General features: G+C 71.8%; 24 protein-coding genes and 1 pseudogene. 19 read left to right on the forward strand and 6 right to left on the reverse strand.

The window, feature by feature from the left end; all coding sequences use genetic code 11:
* Window positions 1-59 precede the first annotated feature (59 nt).
* The 3 genes from ACFWAR_RS13500 to ACFWAR_RS13510 are packed head-to-tail and all read right to left on the reverse strand — an operon-like array spanning window position 60 to window position 4,068.
* Window positions 60-1,586 (reverse strand): FAD-binding protein, encoded by a 1,527-nt coding sequence (locus ACFWAR_RS13500; protein ID WP_385776396.1) that lies wholly within the window; start codon window positions 1,584-1,586, stop codon window positions 60-62.
* Window positions 1,587-1,599: 13 nt separating this feature from the next.
* Window positions 1,600-3,162: a flavin-containing monooxygenase gene (locus ACFWAR_RS13505; RefSeq protein WP_385776398.1), complete on the reverse strand. Its 1,563-nt coding sequence runs from the start codon at window positions 3,160-3,162 to the stop codon at window positions 1,600-1,602.
* 9 nt (window positions 3,163-3,171) lie between these two features.
* Window positions 3,172-4,068, reverse strand: a complete 897-nt coding sequence (locus tag ACFWAR_RS13510) for a class I SAM-dependent methyltransferase (protein WP_385776400.1) — start codon at window positions 4,066-4,068, stop codon at window positions 3,172-3,174.
* Window positions 4,069-4,327: 259 nt separating this feature from the next.
* On the opposite strand from ACFWAR_RS13510, the gene ACFWAR_RS13515 reads away from it, so the two are divergent.
* The 3 genes from ACFWAR_RS13515 to ACFWAR_RS13525 are packed head-to-tail and all read left to right on the forward strand — an operon-like array spanning window position 4,328 to window position 6,338.
* Window positions 4,328-4,582, forward strand: coding sequence for a hypothetical protein (locus ACFWAR_RS13515; protein WP_351050936.1), 255 nt, complete (start codon window positions 4,328-4,330; stop codon window positions 4,580-4,582).
* 20 nt (window positions 4,583-4,602) lie between these two features.
* Window positions 4,603-5,589 (forward strand): 3-oxoacyl-ACP synthase III family protein, encoded by a 987-nt coding sequence (locus ACFWAR_RS13520; RefSeq protein WP_385776402.1) that lies wholly within the window; start codon window positions 4,603-4,605, stop codon window positions 5,587-5,589.
* Entirely contained in the window at window positions 5,586-6,338 is a 753-nt protein-coding gene (locus tag ACFWAR_RS13525; RefSeq protein ID WP_385776404.1) for an SDR family NAD(P)-dependent oxidoreductase, read from the forward strand. The genes ACFWAR_RS13520 and ACFWAR_RS13525 overlap by 4 nt, the downstream gene beginning before the upstream one ends.
* 204 nt (window positions 6,339-6,542) lie before the next feature.
* On the opposite strand, the gene ACFWAR_RS13530 is transcribed toward ACFWAR_RS13525, so the two are convergent.
* Window positions 6,543-7,454, reverse strand: a complete 912-nt coding sequence (locus ACFWAR_RS13530) for a BTAD domain-containing putative transcriptional regulator (RefSeq protein WP_385776406.1) — start codon at window positions 7,452-7,454, stop codon at window positions 6,543-6,545.
* A gap of 371 nt (window positions 7,455-7,825) precedes the next feature.
* Between ACFWAR_RS13530 and ACFWAR_RS13535 the strand changes: the two genes are divergently transcribed.
* From ACFWAR_RS13535 to ACFWAR_RS13600, 14 genes are all read left to right on the forward strand, one after another.
* Window positions 7,826-9,037, forward strand: coding sequence for an aminotransferase class I/II-fold pyridoxal phosphate-dependent enzyme (locus ACFWAR_RS13535; protein ID WP_385776408.1), 1,212 nt, complete (start codon window positions 7,826-7,828; stop codon window positions 9,035-9,037).
* Window positions 9,038-9,098: 61 nt separating this feature from the next.
* Window positions 9,099-10,352: a beta-ketoacyl-[acyl-carrier-protein] synthase family protein gene (locus ACFWAR_RS13540; protein WP_385776410.1), complete on the forward strand. Its 1,254-nt coding sequence runs from the start codon at window positions 9,099-9,101 to the stop codon at window positions 10,350-10,352.
* A complete protein-coding gene (locus ACFWAR_RS13545) occupies window positions 10,349-11,233 on the forward strand; it encodes a MaoC/PaaZ C-terminal domain-containing protein (protein ID WP_385776412.1) in 885 nt (294 codons plus the stop codon). Before ACFWAR_RS13540 ends, ACFWAR_RS13545 begins: the two co-directional genes overlap by 4 nt.
* Window positions 11,230-12,792, forward strand: a complete 1,563-nt coding sequence (locus tag ACFWAR_RS13550; RefSeq protein WP_385776414.1) for an AMP-binding protein — start codon at window positions 11,230-11,232, stop codon at window positions 12,790-12,792. The genes ACFWAR_RS13545 and ACFWAR_RS13550 overlap by 4 nt, the downstream gene beginning before the upstream one ends.
* Window positions 12,789-13,040 carry a phosphopantetheine-binding protein gene (locus tag ACFWAR_RS13555; protein ID WP_385776416.1) on the forward strand — a complete coding sequence of 84 codons (252 nt, stop codon included), beginning with the start codon at window positions 12,789-12,791 and terminating at the stop codon, window positions 13,038-13,040. Before ACFWAR_RS13550 ends, ACFWAR_RS13555 begins: the two co-directional genes overlap by 4 nt.
* Window positions 13,041-13,077: 37 nt before the next feature.
* Window positions 13,078-14,133 carry a hypothetical protein gene (locus tag ACFWAR_RS13560; protein ID WP_385776418.1) on the forward strand — a complete coding sequence of 352 codons (1,056 nt, stop codon included), beginning with the start codon at window positions 13,078-13,080 and terminating at the stop codon, window positions 14,131-14,133.
* Window positions 14,126-14,968, forward strand: a complete 843-nt coding sequence (gene trpA, locus ACFWAR_RS13565) for a tryptophan synthase subunit alpha (RefSeq protein WP_385776420.1) — start codon at window positions 14,126-14,128, stop codon at window positions 14,966-14,968. The genes ACFWAR_RS13560 and trpA overlap by 8 nt, the downstream gene beginning before the upstream one ends.
* Window positions 14,969-15,049: 81 nt before the next feature.
* Window positions 15,050-15,424: an ectoine synthase gene (locus ACFWAR_RS13570; protein WP_330335463.1), complete on the forward strand. Its 375-nt coding sequence runs from the start codon at window positions 15,050-15,052 to the stop codon at window positions 15,422-15,424.
* A 91-nt stretch (window positions 15,425-15,515) separates the two neighbouring features.
* Window positions 15,516-16,661: an acyl-CoA dehydrogenase family protein gene (locus tag ACFWAR_RS13575; protein ID WP_385776422.1), complete on the forward strand. Its 1,146-nt coding sequence runs from the start codon at window positions 15,516-15,518 to the stop codon at window positions 16,659-16,661.
* Window positions 16,658-17,410 (forward strand): N-(5'-phosphoribosyl)anthranilate isomerase, encoded by a 753-nt coding sequence (locus tag ACFWAR_RS13580; protein WP_385776424.1) that lies wholly within the window; start codon window positions 16,658-16,660, stop codon window positions 17,408-17,410. The genes ACFWAR_RS13575 and ACFWAR_RS13580 overlap by 4 nt, the downstream gene beginning before the upstream one ends.
* Before the next feature lie 15 nt (window positions 17,411-17,425).
* Complete coding sequence (locus ACFWAR_RS13585; RefSeq protein WP_385776425.1) at window positions 17,426-18,148, forward strand: indole-3-glycerol-phosphate synthase; 723 nt, start codon at window positions 17,426-17,428, stop codon at window positions 18,146-18,148.
* Window positions 18,145-19,020, forward strand: a complete 876-nt coding sequence (locus tag ACFWAR_RS13590; RefSeq protein ID WP_385776428.1) for an alpha/beta hydrolase — start codon at window positions 18,145-18,147, stop codon at window positions 19,018-19,020. The genes ACFWAR_RS13585 and ACFWAR_RS13590 overlap by 4 nt, the downstream gene beginning before the upstream one ends.
* A gap of 152 nt (window positions 19,021-19,172) precedes the next feature.
* Entirely contained in the window at window positions 19,173-20,156 is a 984-nt protein-coding gene (locus ACFWAR_RS13595) for a hypothetical protein (protein ID WP_385776430.1), read from the forward strand.
* 105 nt (window positions 20,157-20,261) lie between these two features.
* Entirely contained in the window at window positions 20,262-20,807 is a 546-nt protein-coding gene (locus ACFWAR_RS13600; RefSeq protein WP_385776432.1) for an RICIN domain-containing protein, read from the forward strand.
* Between the two features lie 24 nt (window positions 20,808-20,831).
* Here ACFWAR_RS13600 and ACFWAR_RS13605 read toward each other — a convergent pair whose 3' ends face one another.
* Complete coding sequence (locus ACFWAR_RS13605) at window positions 20,832-21,281, reverse strand: VOC family protein (RefSeq protein WP_385776434.1); 450 nt, start codon at window positions 21,279-21,281, stop codon at window positions 20,832-20,834.
* Window positions 21,282-21,520: 239 nt separating this feature from the next.
* Here ACFWAR_RS13605 and ACFWAR_RS13610 point away from each other — a divergent pair, with 239 nt between their 5' ends.
* Window positions 21,521-21,931: a RidA family protein gene (locus ACFWAR_RS13610; RefSeq protein ID WP_385776436.1), complete on the forward strand. Its 411-nt coding sequence runs from the start codon at window positions 21,521-21,523 to the stop codon at window positions 21,929-21,931.
* A gap of 12 nt (window positions 21,932-21,943) precedes the next feature.
* On the opposite strand, the pseudogene ACFWAR_RS13615 reads toward ACFWAR_RS13610, so the two are convergent.
* Window positions 21,944-22,303 (reverse strand): annotated as a pseudogene (locus tag ACFWAR_RS13615) (Uma2 family endonuclease); the annotation flags it as partial.
* A 549-nt stretch (window positions 22,304-22,852) separates the two neighbouring features.
* On the opposite strand from ACFWAR_RS13615, the gene ACFWAR_RS13620 reads away from it, so the two are divergent.
* Window positions 22,853-23,245 carry a hypothetical protein gene (locus ACFWAR_RS13620; RefSeq protein ID WP_385776438.1) on the forward strand — a complete coding sequence of 131 codons (393 nt, stop codon included), beginning with the start codon at window positions 22,853-22,855 and terminating at the stop codon, window positions 23,243-23,245.
* Window positions 23,246-23,272: the final 27 nt, after the last annotated feature.

The following is a 23,272-nucleotide window of genomic DNA, read 5'->3' on the forward strand; positions in this document are numbered from 1 at the left end:
GCGGGGAGCCCGCCCCCGCCCCCGCCGCCGGTGCTCCACTACCGGTAGGACTCCCGCCGTCAGGCGAAGAAGCCCTGACCGGGGGTGAAGATGTTCTTCGGGTCGTACTTCTTCTTGGCGTTGACGAAGCCCGCCCAGCGGTTGCCGAAGTGCTTCTTCCAGTCCTCGTTCGTCATCGGGATCGAGCCCACCAGGTAGCGCTTGGCGCCCAGGCCCACCGCGATGTCGTACAGCCGGCGGTTCTGGTCGATCATGCCCTGGATGTTGGGCTCGCCCGGGTTGGGGAAGCGCAGCAGGTCGAAGAGGTAGACCACGGACTCGTTGGGCATCATCGCCAGCGGCCGCTTCAACTTCGAGGTGTAGAACGGGTAGAAGAGCAGGAACCCGCCGCCCAGCGAGCTCGCGTCCAGCTCCTGCTCCACCCGCTTCATGAACTGCTTGGTCTTCGACGCGGGGAGGAACATGCTCAGCCACGGCTTGGGCGTGTACCAGTGGCCGCCCTCCTTCAGCACCGCCTCGTAGGCGTCGAGCCGGAACATGTAGTCCCGGAACGACACGTCCTCGATGATCGCGTCCGCCCGTACGTCCCGCAGGTCGCACAGGAGCCTCGCGCGGTCCGGCGGGGTCGTGTTGTAGGTGGCGCCGACCTCCAGCTTGTAGCGCCAGCCCGAACCGTCCGGCTTCTGCAGCATCTCGCCCGCGTGGACCTGGAAGCGGCCGTCGGCCAGGACCTTCTCCGAGTCCGCGAGGTACGTCGCCACGTCCGCGTAGAACAGGCTGAAGATGACCGAGCGCTTCGGCGCCGGGATCAGCTTGACGGTGGCCCGGACGATGATGCCGACCTGACCGCCGCCCGACAGCGCCGCGTTGAACAGCTCCGGCCGCAGCTGCGCCGTCGCGGTGACCAGCTTGCCGTCACCGGTGACGATGTCGATGGACTGGACGGTGTCGCACAGCAGGCCGTACCGCTGCACGGTGCCGCCGATCCCGCCGATGCTGATGGTTCCGCCGATCGAGATGTACAGGTAGTCGGGGAGCGCCGGCGGGGTCTTGCCCACCTTGAGGGTCGCGTCGGTCAGCTGCCCCCAGGTCACACCGGCCTCGACCACCGCGTGGTCGGAGCCGATCGACAGGATCCGCGAGATGCCCTTGGCGTCGATGGAGATGCCGCCCGGGACGCGGGCCTGGCCGTACACCGAGTGCGACTCGATGTCGGCGCCGGTGCCGCCCTGGCCGTTCATGGCGATCTGGATGCCGTTGGTCCGGGCGTAGTTGACGATCGTGACGATGTCGTCCGTGCCGCCCGGCCGCAGGACGGCCCACGGCTTGCTCGCCGCACCGTCGAAGAGGTGCCCGAAGTCGTGGCCGAAGCCCTCGACCGTGGCGGGCGCCGTCTCCAGGGTCCCGATCAGCCCCGGCACCGGGACGACGTCCGTGTTCCCCGCCGCCTCGGCGGCCGTGGCCCAGGTCTGGGACACGGCGTTCCAGCCGACGACAGCGACCGCCGTGGTGGCGATCCCGCCGAGGACCCGGCGGCGGGACGGCTGGGCGGCGCTGCCCGTGGCGTCTGTGTGGGTGCTGCTCATCTGCCTACGTCTCCTACTGGTGAGGTACCGGCTTGGTGCTGCGTACCTGGGAAGCGAGCTCGTACTCGCTCAGGTCGAGGCGCTTGGTGCCCCGGCGGAAGCGCCAGGTGTAGGTCGGGAAGATGGAGGTGTTGCGGCCGCTCTCGTCGAGGTACCAGCTCTTGCAGCCGCCCGACATCCACACGGTGCCGTCGAGGTGCTTGTCGAGCTTGAGGTTGTAGGCGTCCTGCGCCTCCTGGCGGACCTCGATGCTCGACAGGCCGTGCTTCTGCGCCTGCTGGAGCGAGTCCACGACGTACTGGACCTGCGCCTCGATCATCACGGTCTGCGAGGAGTGACCGAGCGCCGTGTTCGGGCCCAGCATCATGAAGAGGTTCGGGAAGCCCGCGATGGTGGTGCCGCGGTGCGCGGACATCCCGTCCTTCCACGCCTCGCGCAGCTGGACGCCGCCGCGGCCCCAGATCTGGCGCGCGACCGGCCGGTCGGTGGCCCGGAAGCCGGTGCCGAGGATGATGGTGTCGACCTCGCGCTCGACGCCGTCCGTGCCGACGATGGAGTTCGCGCGGACCTCGGCGATGCCCTCGGTGACGATCTCCACGTTGGGCTGCTGGATCGCCGGGTACCAGGTGTTGGAGAACAGCAGCCGCTTGCAGGCCACCAGGTAGTCCGGGGTCAGACGCTTGCGCAGCGCCTCGTCCTTGACCGACTTCTCCAGGTGGTCGCTCGCCATCTTCTGGACCTTCTCGGCGAGCTTGGGGCGCTTCCAGAAGAAGGCCAGGATCTCCCGGCCCCACATGTTGAAGCCCCGCCGGAACTGCTGGTAGCCGGGCAGCGAGCGGAGCATCTTGGTGTGCAGCTCGCTGTTGGCCTTGTCGGGCTTGGGGCCGATCCACGCGGGCGTGCGCTGGTAGAGGTCCAGCTGGCCGACCTCGGGCTGGATCGCCGGCACGAACTGGATCGCGGAGGCACCCGTACCGATGACGGCGACGCGCCGGCCGGTCAGGTCGTGCTCGTGGTCCCAGCGCGAGGAGTGGAAGACCTTGCCCTGGAAGTCCGACAGCCCCTTGATGTCCGGCACGGCCGCCTCGCTGAGGTAGCCCGTGCCCGTCACCAGGAACTGCGCGGTGTAGTCGCCCTGCGAGGTCTCGATCTTCCAGTGCCGCTCGCCCTCGTCCCAGCGGGCGGCCAGCAGCTCGTGCTGGAACCGGATGTGCGGACGGACGCCGAAACGGTCGGCGGTGTCGCGCAGGTAGGCGTACAGCTCGTCGCGGGACGCGAACGTCGACTTCCAGTTCGGGTTCCGGGCGAACGAGAACGAGTACAGGTGGGACATGACGTCGCACGCACAACCCGGGTAGCTGTTGTCGCGCCAGGTGCCACCGACCTCATCGGCCCGTTCGAACACCAGGAAGTCGTCGATGCCCGACTGCAGCAGCCGGACGGCGGTGCCCAGGCCCGAGAACCCGGTACCGATGACGGCCACCCGCAGGTGGCGGGTCGGTCCGCGGCCCTTTTCGGCCGCCCCGGTCGTCGGGCGGGCTCCGCCGTCCTTGGCCGGTTCGAGAATGCTCGTCACGTCGGCCTCCTAGCGGCGCGTGATGGTCACGCGGAAGTTGTTGAAGAACTTGTCCTCGAGCGTGTACGCGAAGATGTCGAGGTAGCGCTCGAAGCGGGCCACGACCTCCTCGCCCTCCAGGGCGACGGCCTCGTCCCGGCGCTCGGCGAGCAGCACCAGCCAGGCGCGGCAGGCCATCGCGAAGGACTCGCGCTCGTTGACGATCTCGTCGATCTCGAAGAGGCCCTCGGCGCCCGCGGCCAGCTCGTGCAGGTGCGGGATGTGGCAGTCCTTGAACTCGGACCGCTGCAGGAACTTCAGGTCGTCCAGCAGTGCGCGGTTCATCGGCAGCGCCTCGGCCGTCATGGTGTGCAGCACGAACTTCGCACCCGGCTTGAGGGTGTTGGCGACCTGCTGGAAGAAGTACCGGTAGCGCTTGGTGCGCTCCTTCGGCGGCAGCGCCGAGGAGACGAAGTGCTCCAGCGCGTTGATGCAGAACGCCGCGTCGTACTTCTCGCTGTCGTCGGCGACCTTGTAGTCGGCCCAGCTCTCGACCAGCGTGGTGATCCGCGGGTTCTTCAGCCCGTCGATGAAGGCTTCCTGGGTGCGCGACAGGGTCAGGCCGACTGCCTGCTCCGCGCCGTGGACGGTGGTGAGGCGGTTGAGCATCGTGCCCCAGCCGCAGCCGATGTCCAGCACGCGCTGGGCGGCGCCGGCGCGGACACCCGCCAGTTCCGCGAACTTGTCGAGCTTGCGCTCCTGCGCCTCGTCGAGGGTGGCGACGAGGTCCTCGCCGTCCTCCCAGTAGCCGCCGGAGTACATCATCGTGGGGCCCAGCAGCAGCCGGTAGAAATCGTTGCTGACCTCGTAGTGGTGCCTGATCGCATCGACCTCGGGGTCCACCGACTTGGGGGCGACCGTTGTCATCTGATCCTCATTCCTGGCTGTCCTGGGCTGTCCGGCAGGGCCCTGGCTGTCCGGCGGGGCCGTCCGATCTGAATTCGCGTCCGAGGAAACCCGATGACGCGCAAGGCGTGCGCAACACGGTCCGAATCCGCTGGGAAAAGGGGGTGCGCGGCGGGGGTCGGCGGTCCGTGTTGCGCCTTCCTTGCGGGCCCGGGGTTTTCATCGCTGTCGAAAACACAGACGCACTGCCGAGTTGCACTGCCGAGAGAGGACCGACCCCATGTCGCTGCCCACCATCGAAGAACTGGCGAGCCAGCTCGAGGCCGTTTCGGGTGCCGCAGAGGTCAGCCCCGACGCCCCGCTCCAGCACATCGCGGACGTCGACTCGCTGGACCTGATGGAGTGGCTGTACGGATTCCAGACCACCTACCCGCACATCCCGGCCGACGAGTCGCTCTTCGCGGACCTCGACGACACGACGACGCTGCGCGATGTCTACGCGAAGATCGTCGAGCTCGTCCCGGCGCAGGCGTAACAAGGGACGAGGGGAACCACGTGACCGGCTTCGACATCACCGGGTGGGGCATCTCCGTACCCGAGCGCGTCGTCACCAGTGCGGAACTCGCCGAACGCTTCGGCGTGGACGAGCACTGGGTCGTCAGCCGCTGCGGGATCCGTGAGCGGCGGGCGGTCGACCCGGGGCAGACGACCGTCTCCCTGGCCGTCGAGGCCGGCCGGCGCGCCCTGGAGAAGGCGGGCCTCACCGGCGCCGACATCGCCCACCTCATCGTCGCCACGGCGACGCCCGAACAGCCGTCCCCGGCGACCTCCGCGTTCGTCCACCACGAACTGGGGATCGCCGGGAGCGCGCACGACGTCAACTCGGAGTGCGCTGGATTCGTCTACGGACTCGTCTCCGCGATGGCCCTCATCGCGATCGACCCGCGGCCGATCCTGCTGATCGGCTCCGACACCCACACCCTGACGGCCAATCCGGCCGACCGGGACCTGTCCATCCTCGTCGGCGACGGCGCGGGCGCGGTCGTCATCGTGCCCGGCCCCGAGAACCGGGTGAAGGCCTGGAACCTTGGCGCCGACGGCTCGTGCACCGGATCCCTCAAGGTGCTCGCGGGCGGCAGCCGGATGCCGACCACGGCGGAGACCGTCGCCGCAGGTCTGCACTACGCGCAGATCAACGGCAACGAGATCTACCTGAACGCCGTCCGCTACACCGTCCGCACGGTGCGCGAGACGCTGGAGAGCGCCAAGGTGGACGCGGCCGACGTGGACCACGTGGTGCCGCACCAGGCCAACATCCGGATCATCAACTCGATCATGTCCCACACCGGGCTGCGCCAGGAGGCGCTGATCACCAACCTCCAGAAGTACGGGAACACGGCCTCCGGTTCGATTCCGATCGCGCTGGCGGAGGCCCTCGACGAGGGCCGGATCAAGGCCGGTGACAAGGTCCTGCTGGCCGGGTTCGGCGCCGGTATGACATGGGGTTCGATCCTGATGGAATGGGGCGGTGCGGCAGCATGAGCAACAAGAGTGCGGGCCAGCGGCCCGAGTCCCCGGTCGCGCTCGTCACCGGTGCCTCGGGCGGCCTGGGCCAGGCCCTGGCGCTGGAGCTGGACGCCCTGGGGTGTCGGGTCGCCGTGCACTACAACAGCTCGCGCGACGCGGCGCTGGCGGTGCAGGAGAAGCTGACCAACCCGTCCGTCCTGGTGACCGGTGACGTCGGCTCCTGGGAAACGGTCCAGGGGATCTACGCGGAGATCACCGCGGGGCTCGGACCCGTCGACGTGCTCGTCAACAACGGGGCCATCCGCAAGGACGGCCTCATGGCGATGCAGAACCCGACGGACTGGGCGCAGGTCATCCAGACCAACCTGATCGGGTCCTTCCACACGGCCCGGGCCTCGGTCCCGGCCATGCTGCGCCAGCGCTGGGGCCGGGTGATCAACATCGTCTCCCCGTCGGGCATCATCGCGACGGCCGGACAGACGGCGTACTCGGCCTCCAAGGCGGGCCTGATCGGCTTCACCCGCACGCTCGCGTCGGAGTGCGGCCGGCGCGGCGTCACGGTGAACGCGCTGTCCCCGGGGTTCATGATCACGGGGATGACGAAGGACCTCCCGGACCGGGTGATCGAGGGCATGGAGGACAAGGCCCCCATCCCGCGGTTCGTGACGGTCGAGGAGGTCGCCCGCAGCGCCGGTCTGTTCCTGGACCAGGACTGCATGACCGGCCAGGTCATCAGCATCGACAGCGGTGTGTCCATCACCTGAGCCACCGCTCCACGCCGAACGGCCCCGGCCCCCGCCCCCCTCAGGGAGGCCGGGGCCGTTCGGCGTGCGCCGCGCACGCCGGAAGGGGCCGCCACCCGCGCGCGTGGCGGCCCCTCGCGGGTGCCCGTGGTCCCGGGGCCCTGCGCCGCCGGGCCCGGCCCTGTGCCGCCCGGCCCTACGCCGCCCGGACCTGCGCCGCCGGCCCTACGCCGCCGGGCTCGGCGCCGTCGTCGGCGCCGTCGGGTGCGTCACGCAGCCGTGGTCCGAGAGGGAGCACGGCTGCGGGGCCGCCGCCCGGTCCACCTCGAACATGCCCATCAGGAAGGGGTCCAGGACCGCGAACGGCCGCGCCGCGGGCCGCGGCTCCGGCGTGCGCAGCAGGTCCAGGTAGGCCGCCTCCGTCTCCGGCGCCGGGTCTATCCCCAGCTCCTCCGCCAGCACCTCGCGCAGCTGCTGGTAGCTGCGCAGCGCCTCCGCGCGGTTGCCCGCCCGGGTGTGCGCCGCCATCCGGCAGCGGTACGCGCTCTCGCGGAACGGGGCCCGGCGCACCGCCTCCTCGGCGTAGCGCAGGGCGTGGTGCTGGTCGCCCAGCGCCGACGAGGACAGGCTCGCCGTCTCCAGCGCCTTGAGCCGCAGCTCCTCCAGCTGTTCGCGCACCGCGTTGACCCAGTCCCCCTCGTGCGAGGGCAGGAACGAGCCGCGCAGGTTCGAGACGGCCCCCGCGGCCAGCTGCTGGGCCACCGCGTAGGCCCCCTCCGCGTACGCCTCCGCAGCCTCCGCCACCGCCGTCTCCGCGCACTCCACGTCCACGGCGGCGTCCTGCGGTATGCGCAGGACGTACCGGCCGCCCTGCGCGATCAGGGGCGTCACTCCGGGCTGGTCCTGCGGGGTGGTGACGAAGGTCCGTACGCGGCTCACGACGCTGCGCAGCGCCGAGGCCCAGGTGTCGGGCAGTCCCTCGGGCCATACGGTCTCGGCCAGTTGGTCACGCTCGGTGCCTCCCGTCCGTTCGAGGAGGAGCCGGGCGAACGCCACCTGCGCCTGGGCGCTGGAGAGGTGCTGCGGTGGGGCTCCGTCCGGCTCGATCGTGACGAGACCTACGAGTCTGATCAGCACTATGCACTCTCCGAAACGGTCGACTTCCGGCCGTGTCCCCCTGGTTCGCGTGCGTTCCGAAGATACCTGCGGGCCTTCTCCGTGTGTCAACAGAGGCCGGCAAACATTCCTTCGCGAATGAAATGCCAGGTCGAAGCGGGGTCGAAGGAAAGGACCCCAGAATTCGAGACCCACTGGCGGAGCGCTGGAATCCCGCCCGGGAAACGGCTGGAGCGCCGCTCGCGCGGGACTAACGCCCGGCTCGCGTCCCGCTGTTGCGTCGCCATTGCGCCGCCGCGGGTTAATGGAATTCCACTAGAGCCCAGCCGGAAGAACGGCGGGGCACCGATGGAGTTCCGGGTCCGCCGGACGATCACGACGAGGAGAAGCACGTGAACGCATCCGCCGCCTGGGACCGCCTGGAGCCGAAGCTGGCCTACTTCAGGGACCGCGTAGCGTCGCTGGAGTACGAGCCCAACCGCAAGAACAGCTTCGTCGCCTACACGGTGGAGCGGGACTCGGCGTACGCGGACCAGGACGGCCAGCGGCTCCTGATGATGTCGGGCTACAGCTACCTCGGCCTCGCCGGGGACGAGCGGGTGGTTTCGGCCGCCAAGGCCGCCGTCGACCGCTACGGCACCGGCAACCACGGGGTCCGCGCCCTGGCCGGCTCCACCCCGCTGCACGAGGAACTGGAGGCGGAGGTCGCCCGGTTCGCGGGCCGCGAGAAGGCCCTGGTCTTCGGCTCCGGCTACGCGGCGAACGTCGGCACCGTCGGCGCCATCGTCGGCCCCGGCGACACCGTCTTCATCGACAAGTACGACCACGCCAGCATCGTCGACGGCTGCAAGCTCTCCGGAGCCACCGTCACCCGCTTCCGCCACAACGACGTGGCGCACCTGGAGCGCCGCCTGGCCGCCGCCCCCGACACCGGCGTCCGCCTGGTCATCGTCGACAGCGTCTACTCCATGGACGGCGACATCGCCCCCCTCGTGGAGCTGCGCAAGGTCTGCGACGCCCACAACGCGCTGCTGATGGTCGACGAGGCCCACGCGCTCGGTGTCATCGGCGCCACCGGCAAGGGCATCGAGGAGCACTTCGACTACGAGGTGAAGGTCGACATCAAGCTCGGCACCCTCTCCAAGGCCATCCCCTCCATGGGCGGCTGGGTCGCCGGCTCCGCCGAACTCGTCCACCACCTGAAGTACGCCGCCCGCCCCTTCCTCTTCTCCGCCGCCCTCGGACCGGCCCAGGCCGCGGCCGCCCTGGAGTCCCTGCGGGTGCTCCAGCGCGAGCCGGAGCGGGTCGAGTTCATCCAGCAGGAGTCGGCGCGCTTCCGCGGCATGCTCCACGAGGCCGGGATGAGCACCGTCGACAGCGAGACCGCGGTCGTCCCGATCATCGCCGGGTCCGACGAGGCCGCCTACGACTACGCGACCACCTGCCGCAAGAACGGGGTCATCGGCCTCCCCGTGGTCACCCCGGCGGTCCCCAACGACCTGGCCCGGCTGCGGATCGCCATCACCGCCGCCCACACCAAGGCGGACATCGACTTCGCCGCCGAGGCCTTCATCAAGTCCGCCCGCGAGTGCCGGATCATCTGACCGCGCTCGGCCGGCACCCCTTCCGACCCCGCTTCCGCACATCACGTCACCGAGGAGAGACATGCCTGGATCGTCCAGGGGCAGTTCGGCGCAGCCGCCCGTCGCCATCACCGGCATGGGCGTGGTCACCCCCGGCGGGTGCACCCCGGACGAGTTGTGGAGCACGCTGCGGACCGGCCGGTCCACCGCGGCCGAGCTGACCCACTTCGACCTCAGCCGCCACCGGGTCCGCATCGGCTGCCGCGTCCGCGGCCTGGAGGAGCTGGCGGGGCTGGTCCCCGCCAAGGAAGCCCGCCGGATGGACCCCTTCGCCCACTACGGCACGGTCGCCGCCCTCGCCGCCCACCGTGACGCCGGGTCACCGACCGCCGAGGCCGGCCGCACCGCCATCGTCGTCGGCAACGCCGTCGGCGGCCGTGCCACCAGCGACCTGGAATCCGCCCACTACACCGAGGCCGGCCCGGCCCGGGTCAACCCGCTCATGCCCCTGATGACCATGCCCAACGCGGCGGCCGCCCAGATCGCCATCCGACTCGGCTGGACCGGCCCCGCCCTCACCGTCGCCAACACCTGCGCCAGCGGCGCCGACGCCATCGGCCACGCCCTGATGCTGCTCCAGACCGGCCGCGCCGACCTCGTCATCGCCGGGGGCTGCGAGCACACGCTCACCCCGGTCACCCTGGCCGGCTTCGGCAACCTCAACGCCGTCTCGCTGCGCAACGACGACCCCGAGCACGCCTCCCGTCCCTTCGACGTGGACCGCGACGGGTTCGTGATGGGCGAGGGCGCCGGGTTCGTCGTCCTGGAACGCCTCGACGACGCCCGGGCCCGCGGGGCGAGGACCTACGGGCTGGTGGCCGGGTACGCCGCCACCGCCGACGCCCACCACCTGGCGATGCCGCTGCCCGACGGCGCCGGAGCCGCCGCCGCCATGGCCGGGGCCATCGCCGACGCGGGCCTCGACCCCACCGACATCGTGCACGTCAACGCGCACGGCACCTCCACCCCCTACAACGACCGCTCCGAGGCCGCCGCCCTGACCAAGGTGTTCGGCACCGCGCAGCCCCCCGTCACCGCCCCCAAGTCCGTCATCGGCCACCTCATCGGCGCCGCCGGCGCCGTCGAACTCATCGCCACCGTGCAGGCCATGCGGCACCGCGAGGTACCGCCCACCGCCAACCTCGAACAGCTGGAGCCAGGAATGGACATCGACGTCGTCCACGGCGCGCCCCGCGCCGTCCCGTCGGGGCCCGCGATCACGAACTCCTTCGGGTTCGGCGGCCACAACTCCTCCGTGGTGGTGACGCCGGTATGACGCTCCTCGCCCTGCCCGCCCCCGTGCGGACCCTGACCGTCACCGAGGCCGACGTCACCGGCTACCGGGCCGCCGCCCGCCCGGGCCTGGCCCCCGCGGCCCCCGGACTGGCCTCGCCCGTCCACCCCTTCGTCCTCGCCCACACCGTCGCCGAACAGACCGTGGCGGAGCTGACCGCCGCCGAGCCGGGCCCGATCTCCGTGGTCCACCTCGGCCAGGACATCCGCGTCCTGCGCCCGGTCCGCCCCGGCGAGGAGGTCACCGTACGGCTCGAGGTCCTCGGGATCCGCAAGGAGCCGCGCGGCGCCCGGATCGCCCTGCGGGTCCGGCTGACCGGGCAGGGCGAGGGCCGGACCGGACCGGAACCCTTCGCCGAGCTGGTCATCTCCGCCCTGCTGGTGGGCGCCACCCTGCTGGAGCCCTTCGGCGACATCGCGGGCGGCTCCCCGGCCCCCACCCCGCTCGGCGCGGGCCCGCCGCAGACCGTGACGCACGAACTGACCACCGACCGGATCCGTACCTACGCCCACGCCTCCGGCGACCTCAACCCCATCCACCTCGCCCCCGAAGCCGCCCGCGCGGCCGGCTTCGAGACGGTCATCGCCCACGGCATGAGCGTGGTCGCCCTCGCCGTCGAGGAGGCCGTGGACCGCTTCGCCGACGGCGACGCGAGCCGGGTGCGCGGCCTCGGCTGCCGCTTCTCGGCCCCCGTGCCCCCCGGCGTACCGCTGGACATCGTCCTGCAGCCCGACGCCGAGGCCCGGGTCGTCCGCTTCACCTGCAAGACCCCCAAGGGCGCGGCCGTCAAGAGCGGCTGGGTCGAGATCGCGGGGCCGGCCACGGCCGCGCCGCCGGTACCGGAAGGAGGTGACCTGCCGTGAGCAGCCAGCACAGCCCCGCCCCCGGCCTCGTCGCCGGATTCCTGACCCAGGTCCACGACCGGCCGCACGCCACCGCCCTCGTCTTGAACGGGGCCGAGACCACCTACCGCCAGCTGTACGACCTCGCCGGCCGCGAACGCGACCGCCTCGCCCGCCTGGCCCTCGCCCCCGGCGAGCCGGTCGGCGTCCTCGCCGACAAGTCCCCGGCCACCGTCGCCCTCGTCCTCGCCGCCCTGCTCGCCCGCCGCCCGGTGATGCTGCCGTCCCCGGCCCTCGCGGACACCCTGCTCGCCGACCTCTTCGCCCAGGCCGGGTGCCGCCACGTCCTCGCCCCCGGCGGGGAGGACGCCCGGGTCGGCCCCAACCCGGAGGTGGCGGCCCAGCCGCTGCCCCCGCAGGAGGCCGCCGAGGTGGCCTTCATGCTCACCACCTCGGGCTCCACCAGCCTGCCGAAGATCGTCCCGCTGGGCCGGGACGAGGTGGACCGGTTCGTCGCCTGGGCCGGGTCCGCCTTCGAGATCGGCCCCGACCGGACCGTCCTCAACTACGCCCCCCTCAACTTCGACCTGTGCCTGCTGGACGTGTGGACCACACTGGCCCGCGGCGGCAGGGCCGTCCTGGTCGACCCCGCCCTCGCCGCCCACGGCCGCCACCTGCTCGACCTGGTCGACCGGCACGAGGTGCACGTCGTACAGGCCGTGCCCATGGCCTTCGGACTGCTCCAGGACGCGGCCGCCAAGACGGGCTCCAGCTTCGAGACCGTCGAGCACGTGATGTTCACCGGCGACGCCATCGCGGACCGCACCTTCGCCGCCCTGCCGACGCTCTTCCCCAAGGCCCGCATCCACAACATCTACGGATGCACCGAGACCAACGACAGCTTCATCCACGAGGTGGACACCTCCACCACCGCCTTCCCGCCCGTCCCCATCGGCCGCCCGCTCCCCGGGGTGCACGCCCTGGTCCTGGACCCGGTCACCGGCGCGGTCGTCGAAGGCGCCGGAAGCGGGGAGCTGTACGTCTCCACCCCCTTCCAGACCCGCGGCTACCTCGACCGCACCCGGCACGCCGACAAGTTCACCGGCCACCCGCTCGGCCTGGACGACCGCCGCTGGTTCCGCAGCGGCGACCTCGTACGGCGCGACGCCGAGGGCACCCTGCACCTGACCGGACGCACCGACTTCCAGGTCAAGGTGCGCGGGGTCGCCGTCAACACCGCCGAGATCGAGCGGGTCCTCCAGGAACACCCCGAGGTCCAGGAAGTGGGCGTGAGCGCCCTGCCCGACCCGATCGCCGGCAAGAAGCTCGTCGCCGCGGTCCAGCGGGTCCCCGGATCCACCCTCTCCGTCCTCGCCCTGCGCGCCCACTGCGCCCGGCACCTGCCCAGGAACGCCGTCCCGACGCAGCTCACGCTCACCGACGAGCCGCTGCCGAAGACGGCCACCGGAAAGGTCGACCGCAAGGCGCTCGACCGCCTCGCGCCGGTCACCGCACCCTCAGCTCCCGTCACCGCCTCTGCCCACGCCACCGCCCCTCTCGCCGAAGGAATCCCGTCATGAGCAACGTCGACACCATCAAGAACTTCGTCATCACCGAGTTCCTCCCGGGCACCGCCCCCGCCGAGCTGGCCGTCGACCACGACCTCCTCAACGACGGGGTCATCGACAGCCTCGGCGTCCTCAAGCTGATCGCCTGGGTCGAGGACCGCTTCGAACTGGCCGTCGGCGACGCCGACCTCGACCCGAACAACTTCCGCAGCGTGGAGGCGATCGACCACTTCGTCGCCGACGCCCGCGCGGCGGCCTGAGCCAACCACCGAGAAGGATGAGGGAGGGGGAGCGACCGTGCACGAGGCACTCACCGGCCTGCTGGAACAGCAGGCACCGATCGGGCGCGACACCTGGGGTTCCTGGTGGGACCTGCTGGCCGAAGGCGGCCTCGACACCGCGCAGGTCGTCGGCCTGCTGGCCTCGCTGACCAGCCGGCTCCCCGACCACGACACCCTGCGCCACCTGCTCGACTCGCTCGCCGAGCGCCGTCCGCCGACGACGGTGACGGGCCCCTGGGAGGGCACCGTCAACGTCGTCGGAACCGGCGGCGGCCCCCGCACCTTCAACATCTCCACCGCCTCGGCCTTCGTCGCCGCGGCGGCCGGGGTGAAGGTGGTCAAGACCGGCTCCCGCGCCTACACCAGCTCGCTCGGCTCCGTCGACCTGCTGGAACGGCTCGGGGTCCGCCTCACCTCCTCCTATGCCCAGACCGAGGACACCCTCGCCGAGTACGGGATCGCCTTCGCCGGGCCCTTCGTCTACCCGGCGCAACTGACCCGGCTGGCGCGGATCGTGGCCCCGCTGAGCATGAAGCCCTTCGGGCGCTTCCTGAACGCGCTCGGCCCCTTCCTCGCCGACCTGCCGGTGGCCGCCCAGATCACCGGCGTCTCCGCCGCCGCACCGCTGGAGACCCTGCGCCGACTGGCCGCGTCCACCCTCACCCGGCGGATCTGGCTCACCGCGAACGACACCGGGGCGGACGAGCTGCTGCCCTTCGCCACCAACACCGTCTACGGGGAGCGTGCCATGACCCGGATCATCAGGCCCGGCGAACTCGCCCCGGGCGACGGCTCCTTCGGGGACCTGCGGCCGGTGGCCGACCCCGCCGACGCCGTCTCGCACTTCCTCTCCGTGCTCTCCGGCACGGCGGGCGCGGTGGCCAGCCGTACGGTCGCCCTCGGGGCCGCGGCCCTGCTGGTGGCCGAGGGCACCCGCCGCGACTGGCCCTCCGCGGTCGCCCTGGCCCAGGGCGCGATCGTCTCGGGCGCCGCCCGGGACCTGGCCGAGCGCATGGCCGCGGCCCCCAAGCCCGCTCCGGCGGCGCGCACCCGGGCGGTGTCCCGTGCCTGACACCACGAGCCCCACGCGGCTCCCCGCCCCCTTCTTCCCGGGGCGCCGGACCCCCGACGGCGCCCCCGGACTCGCCCTCTTCCTCAATGCGGGCGACCCGCCGCTCCCGGTCCTGCGCGACCTCGTCCTGATGCTGGACGAGGAGGGCGTGGACTGCCTCGAACTGGCCGTGCCCTTCCCGGACTCGGTCACCGACGGCCCCGTCATCCGGCGCTCCGCGCGCCGGGCGCTGGAGCGGGGCGGGGCCGCGCTGGACGACGTACTCGCCTTCGTGGCGGACGTACGGCCGCACCTGAACCACACCCGGATCGCCCTGCTCACCGACTGGAGGTACTCCCTCGGGGACCGCGACCTCGGCTCCGTCACCCGCGAGATCGCCGCGTCGGGCGCGGACGGACTCCTCGTCCACGCCCTGCCGCCCCGGCTCCGCGCGGAGCACCTGGAGACGGCCGCCGCGGCCGGACTCCCGGTGGTGACCACCTGCTACACGCAGAGCCCCGCCGACACCCGGGCGCAGGCGGCCGCCGCCGCCTCGGCCTACCTCTACCTCGTCGCCCACTACGGGCGCAGCGGCACGGCCCCCGCCACCGGGCACGCCGCCCTCGCCGACACCGTGACCGCACTGCGGGCGCACACCGGGGCCCCGATCGCGGTCGGCTTCGGGGTCAACACCCGCCAGGACGTGGCGGCCGTCGGAGCCAGTGGCGCCGACGCCGCGATCATCGGCTCGGCCGCCGTGGCCGCCGTGGAACGGGCCCAGCAGGACGGGCGCGACGTGCCCACGGCCTTCCGCGAGTTCGTCCGCTCGGTCCTGCCGACCACCGTGACCGCTTGACCCGCTCGACCCGCCTGACCTGCTCGAACGTACCGCTCGTACCGTCCCCCTCCGCTCGCCCTCACACCTCAGGAGTTCGCCATGATCGTTCGTGACATCGAGTCCGTGAAGACCGTCGAGTGGGGCAACGGCCTGAGCCGCCGCTTCCTCCTGGCCGAGGACGGCCTCGGCTACACGCTGACCGACACGGTCGTGCTGGCCGGCACCAAGTCCCGCCTGGAGTACGTCAACCACCTGGAGGCGTGCTACTGCATCGCCGGCTCCGGCGAGGTCATCGAGCTCGACGGCACCTCGCACGAGATCGTCCCCGGCCGGATGTACGCGCTCGACCAGCACGACGCCCACTTCCTGGTCGCCAGCCCCGACGAGGACCTGCGCCTGGTCTGCGTCTTCTCGCCCGCCCTGCGCGGCAACGAGGTGCACAACCTCGACGCCCACAGCTCCTCGGCCTACTGAACCGCCCGCGGGCCGCCCGGGACCACCTGCCCTTCGGCAGACCCGGGCGGCCCGGAACCCGCAGACACACCACTATTCAAAGGGGTCCGTCGTGATCCGTTGGAATTCCGACCAGGCAGACCTGCGCGAGGGCCTGGAGCGATGGGGAGACGCCCTGAGCGCGGACCACATCGAGCTCGACGAGAAGTCCGCCTTCTCGGACGACAAGTGGAAGCTCGTCCAGAAGACCGGCATCCTCTCCCTGCCCTTCGACGAGCAGTACGGCGGCCTCGGCCAGTCCGTCCTCACCACCATGTACGTGCTGGAGGGGCTCGGCGAGTACAACCGGGACTCCGGTCTCAGCTTCTCCGTCACCACCTCGATCTGCTCGACCGGAATCCCCGTCCAGCAGTTCGGGACCCCGGAGCAGAAGGAGCGCTACCTGCCCCTGATCGCCTCGGGCGAGGCGATCGGCGCCCACGCCATCACCGAGGCCGAGGGCGGATCGGACGCCATGGCGATGACCACGCGGGCGGTCCGGGACGGCGACGACTTCGTCATCAACGGCAGCAAGGTCTTCGTCAGCAACGGCCCCGTCGCGGACGTGATCGTGGTCTACGCCCGCACCCATCCGGACGGCGGACCGCTGGGCACCACCGCGTTCCTGGTGGACCGCGACACCCCCGGGATCACCGCGGGCAAGCCGCTCAAGAAGATGGGGCTGCGCACCTCGCCGCTCTGCGAGCTCTTCTTCGACGACGTACGGGTCCCCAGGACGGCGGTCCTCGGCCGGGTCGGCGGCGGCTTCATGGTCCTGGACCACGTCATGAAGCGGGAGATCCTCTACTCCTTCATCGTCAACGTCGGCGAGATGCAGCACCGCCTCGACCGGTGCGTCGAGTACGCCAAGACGCGCAGGTCCTTCGGCAAGTCGATCGGCTCCTACCAGTCGATCGCCAACAAGATCGTCGACACGAAGATCCAGCTGGAGACCGCCCGCAAGTGGCTCTACGACACCGGCGAGAAGCTGGAGGCGGGCGAGAACATCACCGTCGACCTCGCCATCTCCAAGCTCGTCACCAGCGAGAGCAACCTCGCCACCAGCCTCACCGCCGTGCAGGTCTTCGGCGGCCACGGCTACATGGCCGAGTACGGGCTGGAGATCGACGTCCGCAACGCCGTGGGCGGCACCATCTACTCCGGCACCAACGAGATCCAGTACAACCGCATCGCCTCCATGCTGGGACTCGGCAAATGACCACGGCCTCCCCGGCCCCCGCGGCCGCCCCCTCGGCGGCCACCCTGGCCCGGACCCTGCTCAAGGTCTGCGGAGCCACGGCGCCGGGGGACGTCGAGGCCGCGGCGGCCGCCGGGGCGGACTGCGTCGGGCTCTGGCACGGCGTCCCCGGCGGCCCCCGCGAGCTGGACCGGGACGACTTCGCGGCCCTCGCGGCGGCGACCCGGTCGGCCGGCCTCCTGCCGGTCCTGGTCACCTTCCTGGCCGACACCGGGGAACTGACGGAGCTGACCCGCCGCACGGGGGTCGGCTGGATCCAGCTCCACGCCTACCAACCGCCCGCGGTCGTACGGGCGCTGCGCGACGCGCTCCCGGCGGAGGTCGGCATCGTCAAGGTGCTGCACGTGACCCCGGGCGGCGGCGGCTGCGTCGAGCGCCCGCTCATCGGGGCCTACGAACGCGCCGGGACGGACCTCTTCCTCCTCGACACCGCCACCGAGGACGGCCGCATCGGCTCCACCGGCCGCACCCTCGACCCGGCCGACGTACTGGCCCTGCTGCCCCGCCTCACCCGCCCCTTCCTGCTGGCCGGCGGCCTCGACCCGGCCAACCGGCCCGCCTACGACGAGGTCGTGCGCCACCCCGGCTTCCGCGGGATCGACGTGGACACCGCGGCCCGCGACCGGACCACCGGATCCTTCGGGATCCCCGAGATCGCAGCCCTGGCCCGCGCCTGGCGCACCCCTCCCGGCCTCACCTCCTCCCCTTGACCTGGAGCTGTCGCGATGACGAAGCAGAACCGGACCGGCTTCCCCTTCCTCGAGGCCCTCCTCGACTCCCCGACCCCCGTGGTGATGGAGGTCAAGCGGCGCGACGCGCACGGCTACGACCTCCTCGGCGGCCGCACGCCGGCCGCGATCGTCGGCGCGTACGAGAGCGCCGGTGCTCCCTGCATCTCGGTGGTCACCGGCCGCTGGTTCGGCGGATCGCCCGCCCTGCTGCGCGACGTCGCCGCGATGACCGACCTGCCGCTGCTCCAGAAGGACTTCATCACCCGCAAGGACCAGATCCGCGGGGCGAAGGAACTCGGCGCCTCCGCCGTCCTGTTGACGGCCGCGCTGCTGCCCGAGTCGAGCATGCGCACCCTGGTCACGGAGTGCCTGCTGGCCGGGCTGACGCCCTTCGTCGAGATCACCACCGAGGCGGAGCTGGAGGGGATCCACCACCCCGAGGAATGCGTGATCGCGGTCAACAACAAGGACATCAAGACGCGCGAACGCGACGCCGGTGACCTGCACCGCAGCCTCGACCTGCTGCCCGTGGTCCGCGCGACGGGCACCCCGGCCCCGGTCAGCGCCAGCGGCATCAACGGCCCCGCGACCGCCGCCGAACTCCTGGACGCGGGCTTCGCCGGCCTCCTGGTCGGGACCTCGCTGCTGCGCACCCGCTCGGCGATCGGGTGGATGGACGCGGTGGTCGGCGCCCGCAAAGACCTGGCCGTCCGATGAGCGCGCCGGTGGAGCAGATGTCCACGGAGCACACGTCCACGGAGCACGCGCTCACCGAGTACGCGCTCACGGGGGCCGGGATCCGGCTCTCCGCGCGGCTCGCGCTCCCCGCGCGGGGCGCGCCCCGCGCCACCATCCTGGCCATCCACGGCCGCGGCATGCGGGCCGGGTACTGGGACGCCTTCGCCCCGTTGGCCACCCGCCTCGGCCACGCCGTCCTGGCCGTGGACCGCCCCGGCTACGGCGACTCGGCGCACGACCTCCCCGAGGGGCAGAACCTGGCCGACCAGGCGGAGACCCTCCGGGCCGCCCTGAAGGAACACGCCCGCACGCACGACCTGGGCGCGGGGGTCTTCCTGCTGGGCCACTCCGACGGCGGCAAGGTCGCCCTGCACACGGCCGCCGGAGGCGCGGACGCACCGCCCCTACTGGGCCTGGACGCCTCCGGCGTGGGGTTCCACTACGACCCCGCCGCCCTGCACTTCCCGTCCACCCTGGGCGGCGGCGCCACCAAGCTCAACTGGGGCCCCCTCGGGCTCTACCCGCGCGGCACCTTCCAGGCCAGCCGCGCCCTGCTCGCGCCGACCCCGCCGCGCGAGTCGGCGGAAACCATGTGGTGGCCGCGCCAGTTCGAGGAGCTGGCCCCCGAGGTCCGGGTCCCCGTCCGCCTCACCTTCGCGCAGCACGAGGCCTGGTGGGACCTGTCCGAAGCGGCCCTGACGGCCATGACCGCCCGCCTGACCGCGGCCCCGAGGGTCGTCGTCGACCACCTGGCCGCCGCGGGCCACAACATCAGCCTGGGCCACACGGCCACCGCCTACCACCTGCGGGTCCTGGCCTTCCTGGAGGAATGCCTCCTGGGCCCCCGCTGACGGGTCGTCGCCGCGGCGCACCGGCCCAAGGGTGACAGGGAGTGTCTTTGTGCCACGGTCGATCGGGTGAACCGGGGAAGGGGGCGGCGTGTGACGGTGGATGGGGACGGCCTCCCTCCCGTCCCCATCGTCCACACCGAAGGCGACCAGCCATGTACATCAACCACCAGAACCAGGTCCGCCTGGAGTACACGGGCAAGCAGAGCGCGAAGAAGGCCCAGAACAAGGCGAAGCAAGTCGAGAAGGACGCCCAGGCGTACCTGCGGTCGGCGGGTCCGTTCGCGTCCGCCAGCGGCTTCTGCAGTCAGTACGGGTACCGGCAGGGCGGCGGGCGGGAGGGCCTCGCCCGGCAGCTGTTCGAGTGGGCGCAGCAGAAGCAGAAGCAGAAGACCAGTGCGCACCAACAGGCCGTCGCCAAACAGGAGCAGGGCAAGCAGCAGTACGAGCAGCAGGTCCGCGACCGGGCGGAGGCGTGGTTCTACGGAACGGAGTTGGGCTCCGCCTACATCTCCCAGGTGTTCCGCCTCTGCAACCGCGACGACCTGAGCGGTGCCGGGTTGCAGCCGCCCACGGCCAAGGAGGTGGCCGCCGAGCTGCGCGAGACCCTCGCCGACTGCGACCGCGAGGCCGACATCCGGCTGATGGAGCCCGTCTTCTCGGAGTTCCTCCGGATGACGCCGCGCCAGCTGGTCGACCGTTTCCGCAGGGCGTTCCGCCTCCCCGGCACACCCGCACGGAGCAAGCCCTACTACCGCGCGGAGGTGCTGTCCGGACGGTTCACCCACCAACAGGGTGACCTGCTCCGTACCCAGTCGCCGACCTCGGTCTCGACGTCGGAGGCGAAGGCCGCGGCCTTCTTCGACCACCGCGAGGGCCACGGCTCGGAGCGGGTGCTGTACACCTTCGACGGCGTGCCCACGCGGTCGCTGAGCACCGCCCTGAACGTGTCGAGCAGCGGTGAGGCCGAAGCGATCGTGCCTGACCGCACCGACCTGCGGGTCCTGTCGGTACGGCGCGAACAGCACCAGGGAAGGACCCTCGTCCGGGTCACCCTGGGCCCGGCGGAGGAAGGCCGACAGGGCGGGTGGGAGTGGATGGGCCATGACGCGGGATTGCGCCGCGTCACGAGCCACTGACCCCTCCTGGAGTGCCGTTTCTTCTGCGAATCGGGGCCCCCATACGGGTGGTCGGCGTGCGGGACGTCTTGTGGGCGGGGCGGGCGGGCCCTTAGAACCGGGCCCGTGACCAAGACTCGGATGCGCACCTTGACCGCGCTCGCCGCGCTCACCCTGCCCCTGCTCATGGCCTCGGCCCCGGCCGCCCCGAAGGCCGCGGCGCCGCCGTCCGGCCCGACCAAGCTCGTCAGTCGGCTCACCGACAAGTGCGCCGACGTCGAGGCGTGGTCGAAGGACGACGGCGCCGTCGTCCACCAGTGGAGCTGTCGGTTCGACAACGACGCCAACCAGAAGTGGACCTTCGAGTACCGCGGCGGCGGCAACTGGAAGCTGAAGAACCTCAACAGCGGCAAGTGCCTCGACGTCTTCGACGGTTCGAAGGCCGAAGGCGCGCGCCTGCAGCAGTTCCGCTGCGGCGAGACGAACAGCCAGCTGTGGGAGTACGTCGCCACCCAGACCGTCCCCGAGTTCTTCAAGCTGAAGAACCGCTACAGCGGCAAGTGCGTGGACGTCAGCGGTCGTTCCCACGACGACGGCGCGATCATCCACCAGTGGACCTGCCTGGACGGCGACGACCACAACCAGCAGTGGCGGTTCCCCACCTCCACCTGACCGCCGGGCCCGAACCGGCCCTGTCTACCGCCCCGGGCGGGCGTAGGGGCGGGTCATGACCTCCATGTTGTGGCCGTCCGGATCGGCGAAGTACGCGCCCCGCCCGCCGAACAGCCGGTTGATCCGGCCCGGTTCGGTGTGGTGGGGGTCCGCGTAGTGGGTGACGCCGACCGCGCCGAGCCGGGCGATCACGGCGTCGAACCGTTCCTCGGGCACCAGGAACGCGTAGTGCTGCGGCTGGATCGGCTCGTCGCGCTTCTCGTAGTAGTCGAGCGTGACGCCGTTGCCGAGGTCGACGGGGAGGAACGGCCCGAAGGGCGCGCCCATCGCCAGCCCCAGGACCACGGTGAGGAACTCGGCCGACAGCTGCCGGTCCCTGGCGTGGACGACGGTGTGGTCGAGCCGGACGACGTTCGCGGTCGTCGCGTACGGCTCGTCGTGCGGGTGCTGCGGGTCGTGCTGCTCGTTCGGCATGTGCGGGAAGGCTCCGGGTCTTCGGGATCACTGGGCAGGGCACAGGAGGACGCGGAGGGAACGGCGGAGCCCTGCCCCGCCCCGGCATCACTCCGAGGCCGGGAACCCCACTCGTGCGTGGCCCAAGGCCGACCCGGCAGTCACCCGCCCAACTCTACTGCCGTGACCTCAGGCAAAGCGCTTTCCGGCTGGTCGAAAACCTGGTGCGCGCTGTCGGTCGGACGGCCAGACTCGCCCGTATGGCATCCGAGATCACCCGCATCAATCCCGATGCGCTCCACCCGACCGCGGGGTACCACCACGTCACGGTGGTGGAGGCGGGCCGCACGGCGCACCTGGCCGGGCAGGTACCGCTCGACCGGTCCGGTGTGCTGGTGGGTCCGGGCGACCTCGACGCGCAGATCGACCAGGTGGCGGCCAACGCCCTCACGGCCCTGAGCGCGGTCGGTGCCCGGCCGGACCACGTCGTCCGCTCGGTGATCTACGTGGTCAGCGCCGAGGTCGCGGACCTGGGCGCCGCCTGGCGACGGCTCAACGCCTCCGCGATCGGCCCCGCGTTCACCACCGCGAGCACCCTGCTCGGCGTGGCCCAACTCGGCTTCACCGGCCAGCTGATCGAGGTCGACCTCACGGCGGCCCTACCCGGGTGACGGGGGCGGCCCCTACAGCCCGGACGTGTCGAGCACGATCCCGAACGGCTCGGGCAGCCGGACCGGGACCCCGAAGGGGTGCGGGCCGTCCGCGCGGGTGTAGCCGAGCGGGCCGGGCTCCGAGAACACGCTGACGCTCCGCTCGACCCGGTCGACGAGCAGGTGCAGCGGGGCCCCGTACTCGGCGTACCGCTTGCGCTTGACGACCCGATCGGTGTCGGCGTTCGACTCCGAGGCCACCTCGACGACGAGCAGGGTCTGATCGGGCACCAACGCCCCGCCGCCCTTGGCGAGCTCGACCGGCACCACGGCGATGTCGGGCACGTACCAGTTCTGGGACTTGGGCAGATCGATGTTTCCGGAGCCCGTGACGTGGAAGAGCCCCTCGGCGCCGCTGTCGGCGTCCCGCAGGGCGAAGAACGCGTACCCGTCGATGTTCAGGTCGGTGGACAGGGCGGCCACGGTCCGCAGGACGGTTTCGAGGACCGCCGCCTGCCGCTGCTCGCCGCGGCCGGGGCCGGTGGGCCAGCCGTTCTCGCAGATGCGGATCGCGACGCTGCCGGGGATGCCGGCCTTGCGCAGATCGACGTGCCGGAAGGCGGTGAGGACCGCGGTGACCGCCTCCGCCAACCGATCGGCGGCGACGGGTCGGAAGACGTCCGGGAAGAAGTCCAGGCCGACGTAGTCCAGGCTGTGCCGGAAGCGGTCGTCGGCCAAGGCGCCGAGCGCGGACCAGAAGGTGTCGGCCGGGTCGAAGGTCGGCACGGCGTTGAAGCCGACCGCCAGGCCGCGCCCCAGGGCGCGGGCCTCCTGCTTGGCCGCGACGACCCCCTCGACGAGCGCGTGCAGAACGTTGGGGGTGCTGCCGTCGACCGAGGGCAGGTCGGCGTTGGGCTCCTCGCAGATCTGGACGGATGCCAGGTGCGGTCCACCGGTGCGGACGGCCTCGCGGACGAACTCCAGCCACCCCTCCAACTCGCCGGTCGGCTCGCGGCCATCGACGAAAGTCCCGCACTGCGCGCCCGTGAACGCGAGATCGGCGAACGAGCGGAGGTGGCGCTGGGGGCCGCCCTGGCCGGACACCCGCCGCACACCGCCGCCGGACCGAACGGGGCCGCCCACCCGGTGCTCGTGCTGCTCGCGGGCGCCATCGCCGGTACCCACCGGGCCGCCCTGCGCGAACTGCGACGACGGATCCTGTCCGGCGAACCACCCGCGGACGCTCGTGACGGCGTCACCGCGGCGGCGGCCCGGGCGTTCGACGGGCTCTGCCGCGGACTCCACGCCGACCTCGACCGGGCGGTCAGAGAGTAAGGGCGGTCTTGGCCCTGCCCCGGCCCG

The sequence above is a fragment of the Streptomyces sp. NPDC059917 genome (assembly GCF_042730635.1).
In the GTDB taxonomy this organism is placed as follows: Bacteria; Actinomycetota; Actinomycetes; order Streptomycetales; family Streptomycetaceae; genus Streptomyces.

Excerpts from the sequence above, each read along its gene's own strand:
- ACFWAR_RS13585 (WP_385776425.1), top strand. The coding sequence starts at position 17,426 with ATGACGAAGCAGAACCGGACCGGCTTCCCCTTCCTCGAGGCCCTCCTC.
- ACFWAR_RS13570 (WP_330335463.1), top strand. The coding sequence starts at position 15,050 with ATGATCGTTCGTGACATCGAGTCCGTGAAGACCGTCGAGTGGGGCAAC.
- ACFWAR_RS13555 (WP_385776416.1), top strand. The coding sequence starts at position 12,789 with ATGAGCAACGTCGACACCATCAAGAACTTCGTCATCACCGAGTTCCTC.
- ACFWAR_RS13525 (WP_385776404.1), top strand. The coding sequence starts at position 5,586 with ATGAGCAACAAGAGTGCGGGCCAGCGGCCCGAGTCCCCGGTCGCGCTC.
- ACFWAR_RS13595 (WP_385776430.1), top strand. The coding sequence starts at position 19,173 with ATGTACATCAACCACCAGAACCAGGTCCGCCTGGAGTACACGGGCAAG.
- ACFWAR_RS13500 (WP_385776396.1), bottom strand. The coding sequence starts at position 1,586 with ATGAGCAGCACCCACACAGACGCCACGGGCAGCGCCGCCCAGCCGTCC.
- ACFWAR_RS13580 (WP_385776424.1), top strand. The coding sequence starts at position 16,658 with ATGACCACGGCCTCCCCGGCCCCCGCGGCCGCCCCCTCGGCGGCCACC.
- ACFWAR_RS13610 (WP_385776436.1), top strand. The coding sequence starts at position 21,521 with ATGGCATCCGAGATCACCCGCATCAATCCCGATGCGCTCCACCCGACC.
- ACFWAR_RS13510 (WP_385776400.1), bottom strand. The coding sequence starts at position 4,068 with ATGACAACGGTCGCCCCCAAGTCGGTGGACCCCGAGGTCGATGCGATC.
- ACFWAR_RS13590 (WP_385776428.1), top strand. The coding sequence starts at position 18,145 with ATGAGCGCGCCGGTGGAGCAGATGTCCACGGAGCACACGTCCACGGAG.
- ACFWAR_RS13605 (WP_385776434.1), bottom strand. The coding sequence starts at position 21,281 with ATGCCGAACGAGCAGCACGACCCGCAGCACCCGCACGACGAGCCGTAC.
- ACFWAR_RS13540 (WP_385776410.1), top strand. The coding sequence starts at position 9,099 with ATGCCTGGATCGTCCAGGGGCAGTTCGGCGCAGCCGCCCGTCGCCATC.
- ACFWAR_RS13545 (WP_385776412.1), top strand. The coding sequence starts at position 10,349 with ATGACGCTCCTCGCCCTGCCCGCCCCCGTGCGGACCCTGACCGTCACC.
- ACFWAR_RS13515 (WP_351050936.1), top strand. The coding sequence starts at position 4,328 with ATGTCGCTGCCCACCATCGAAGAACTGGCGAGCCAGCTCGAGGCCGTT.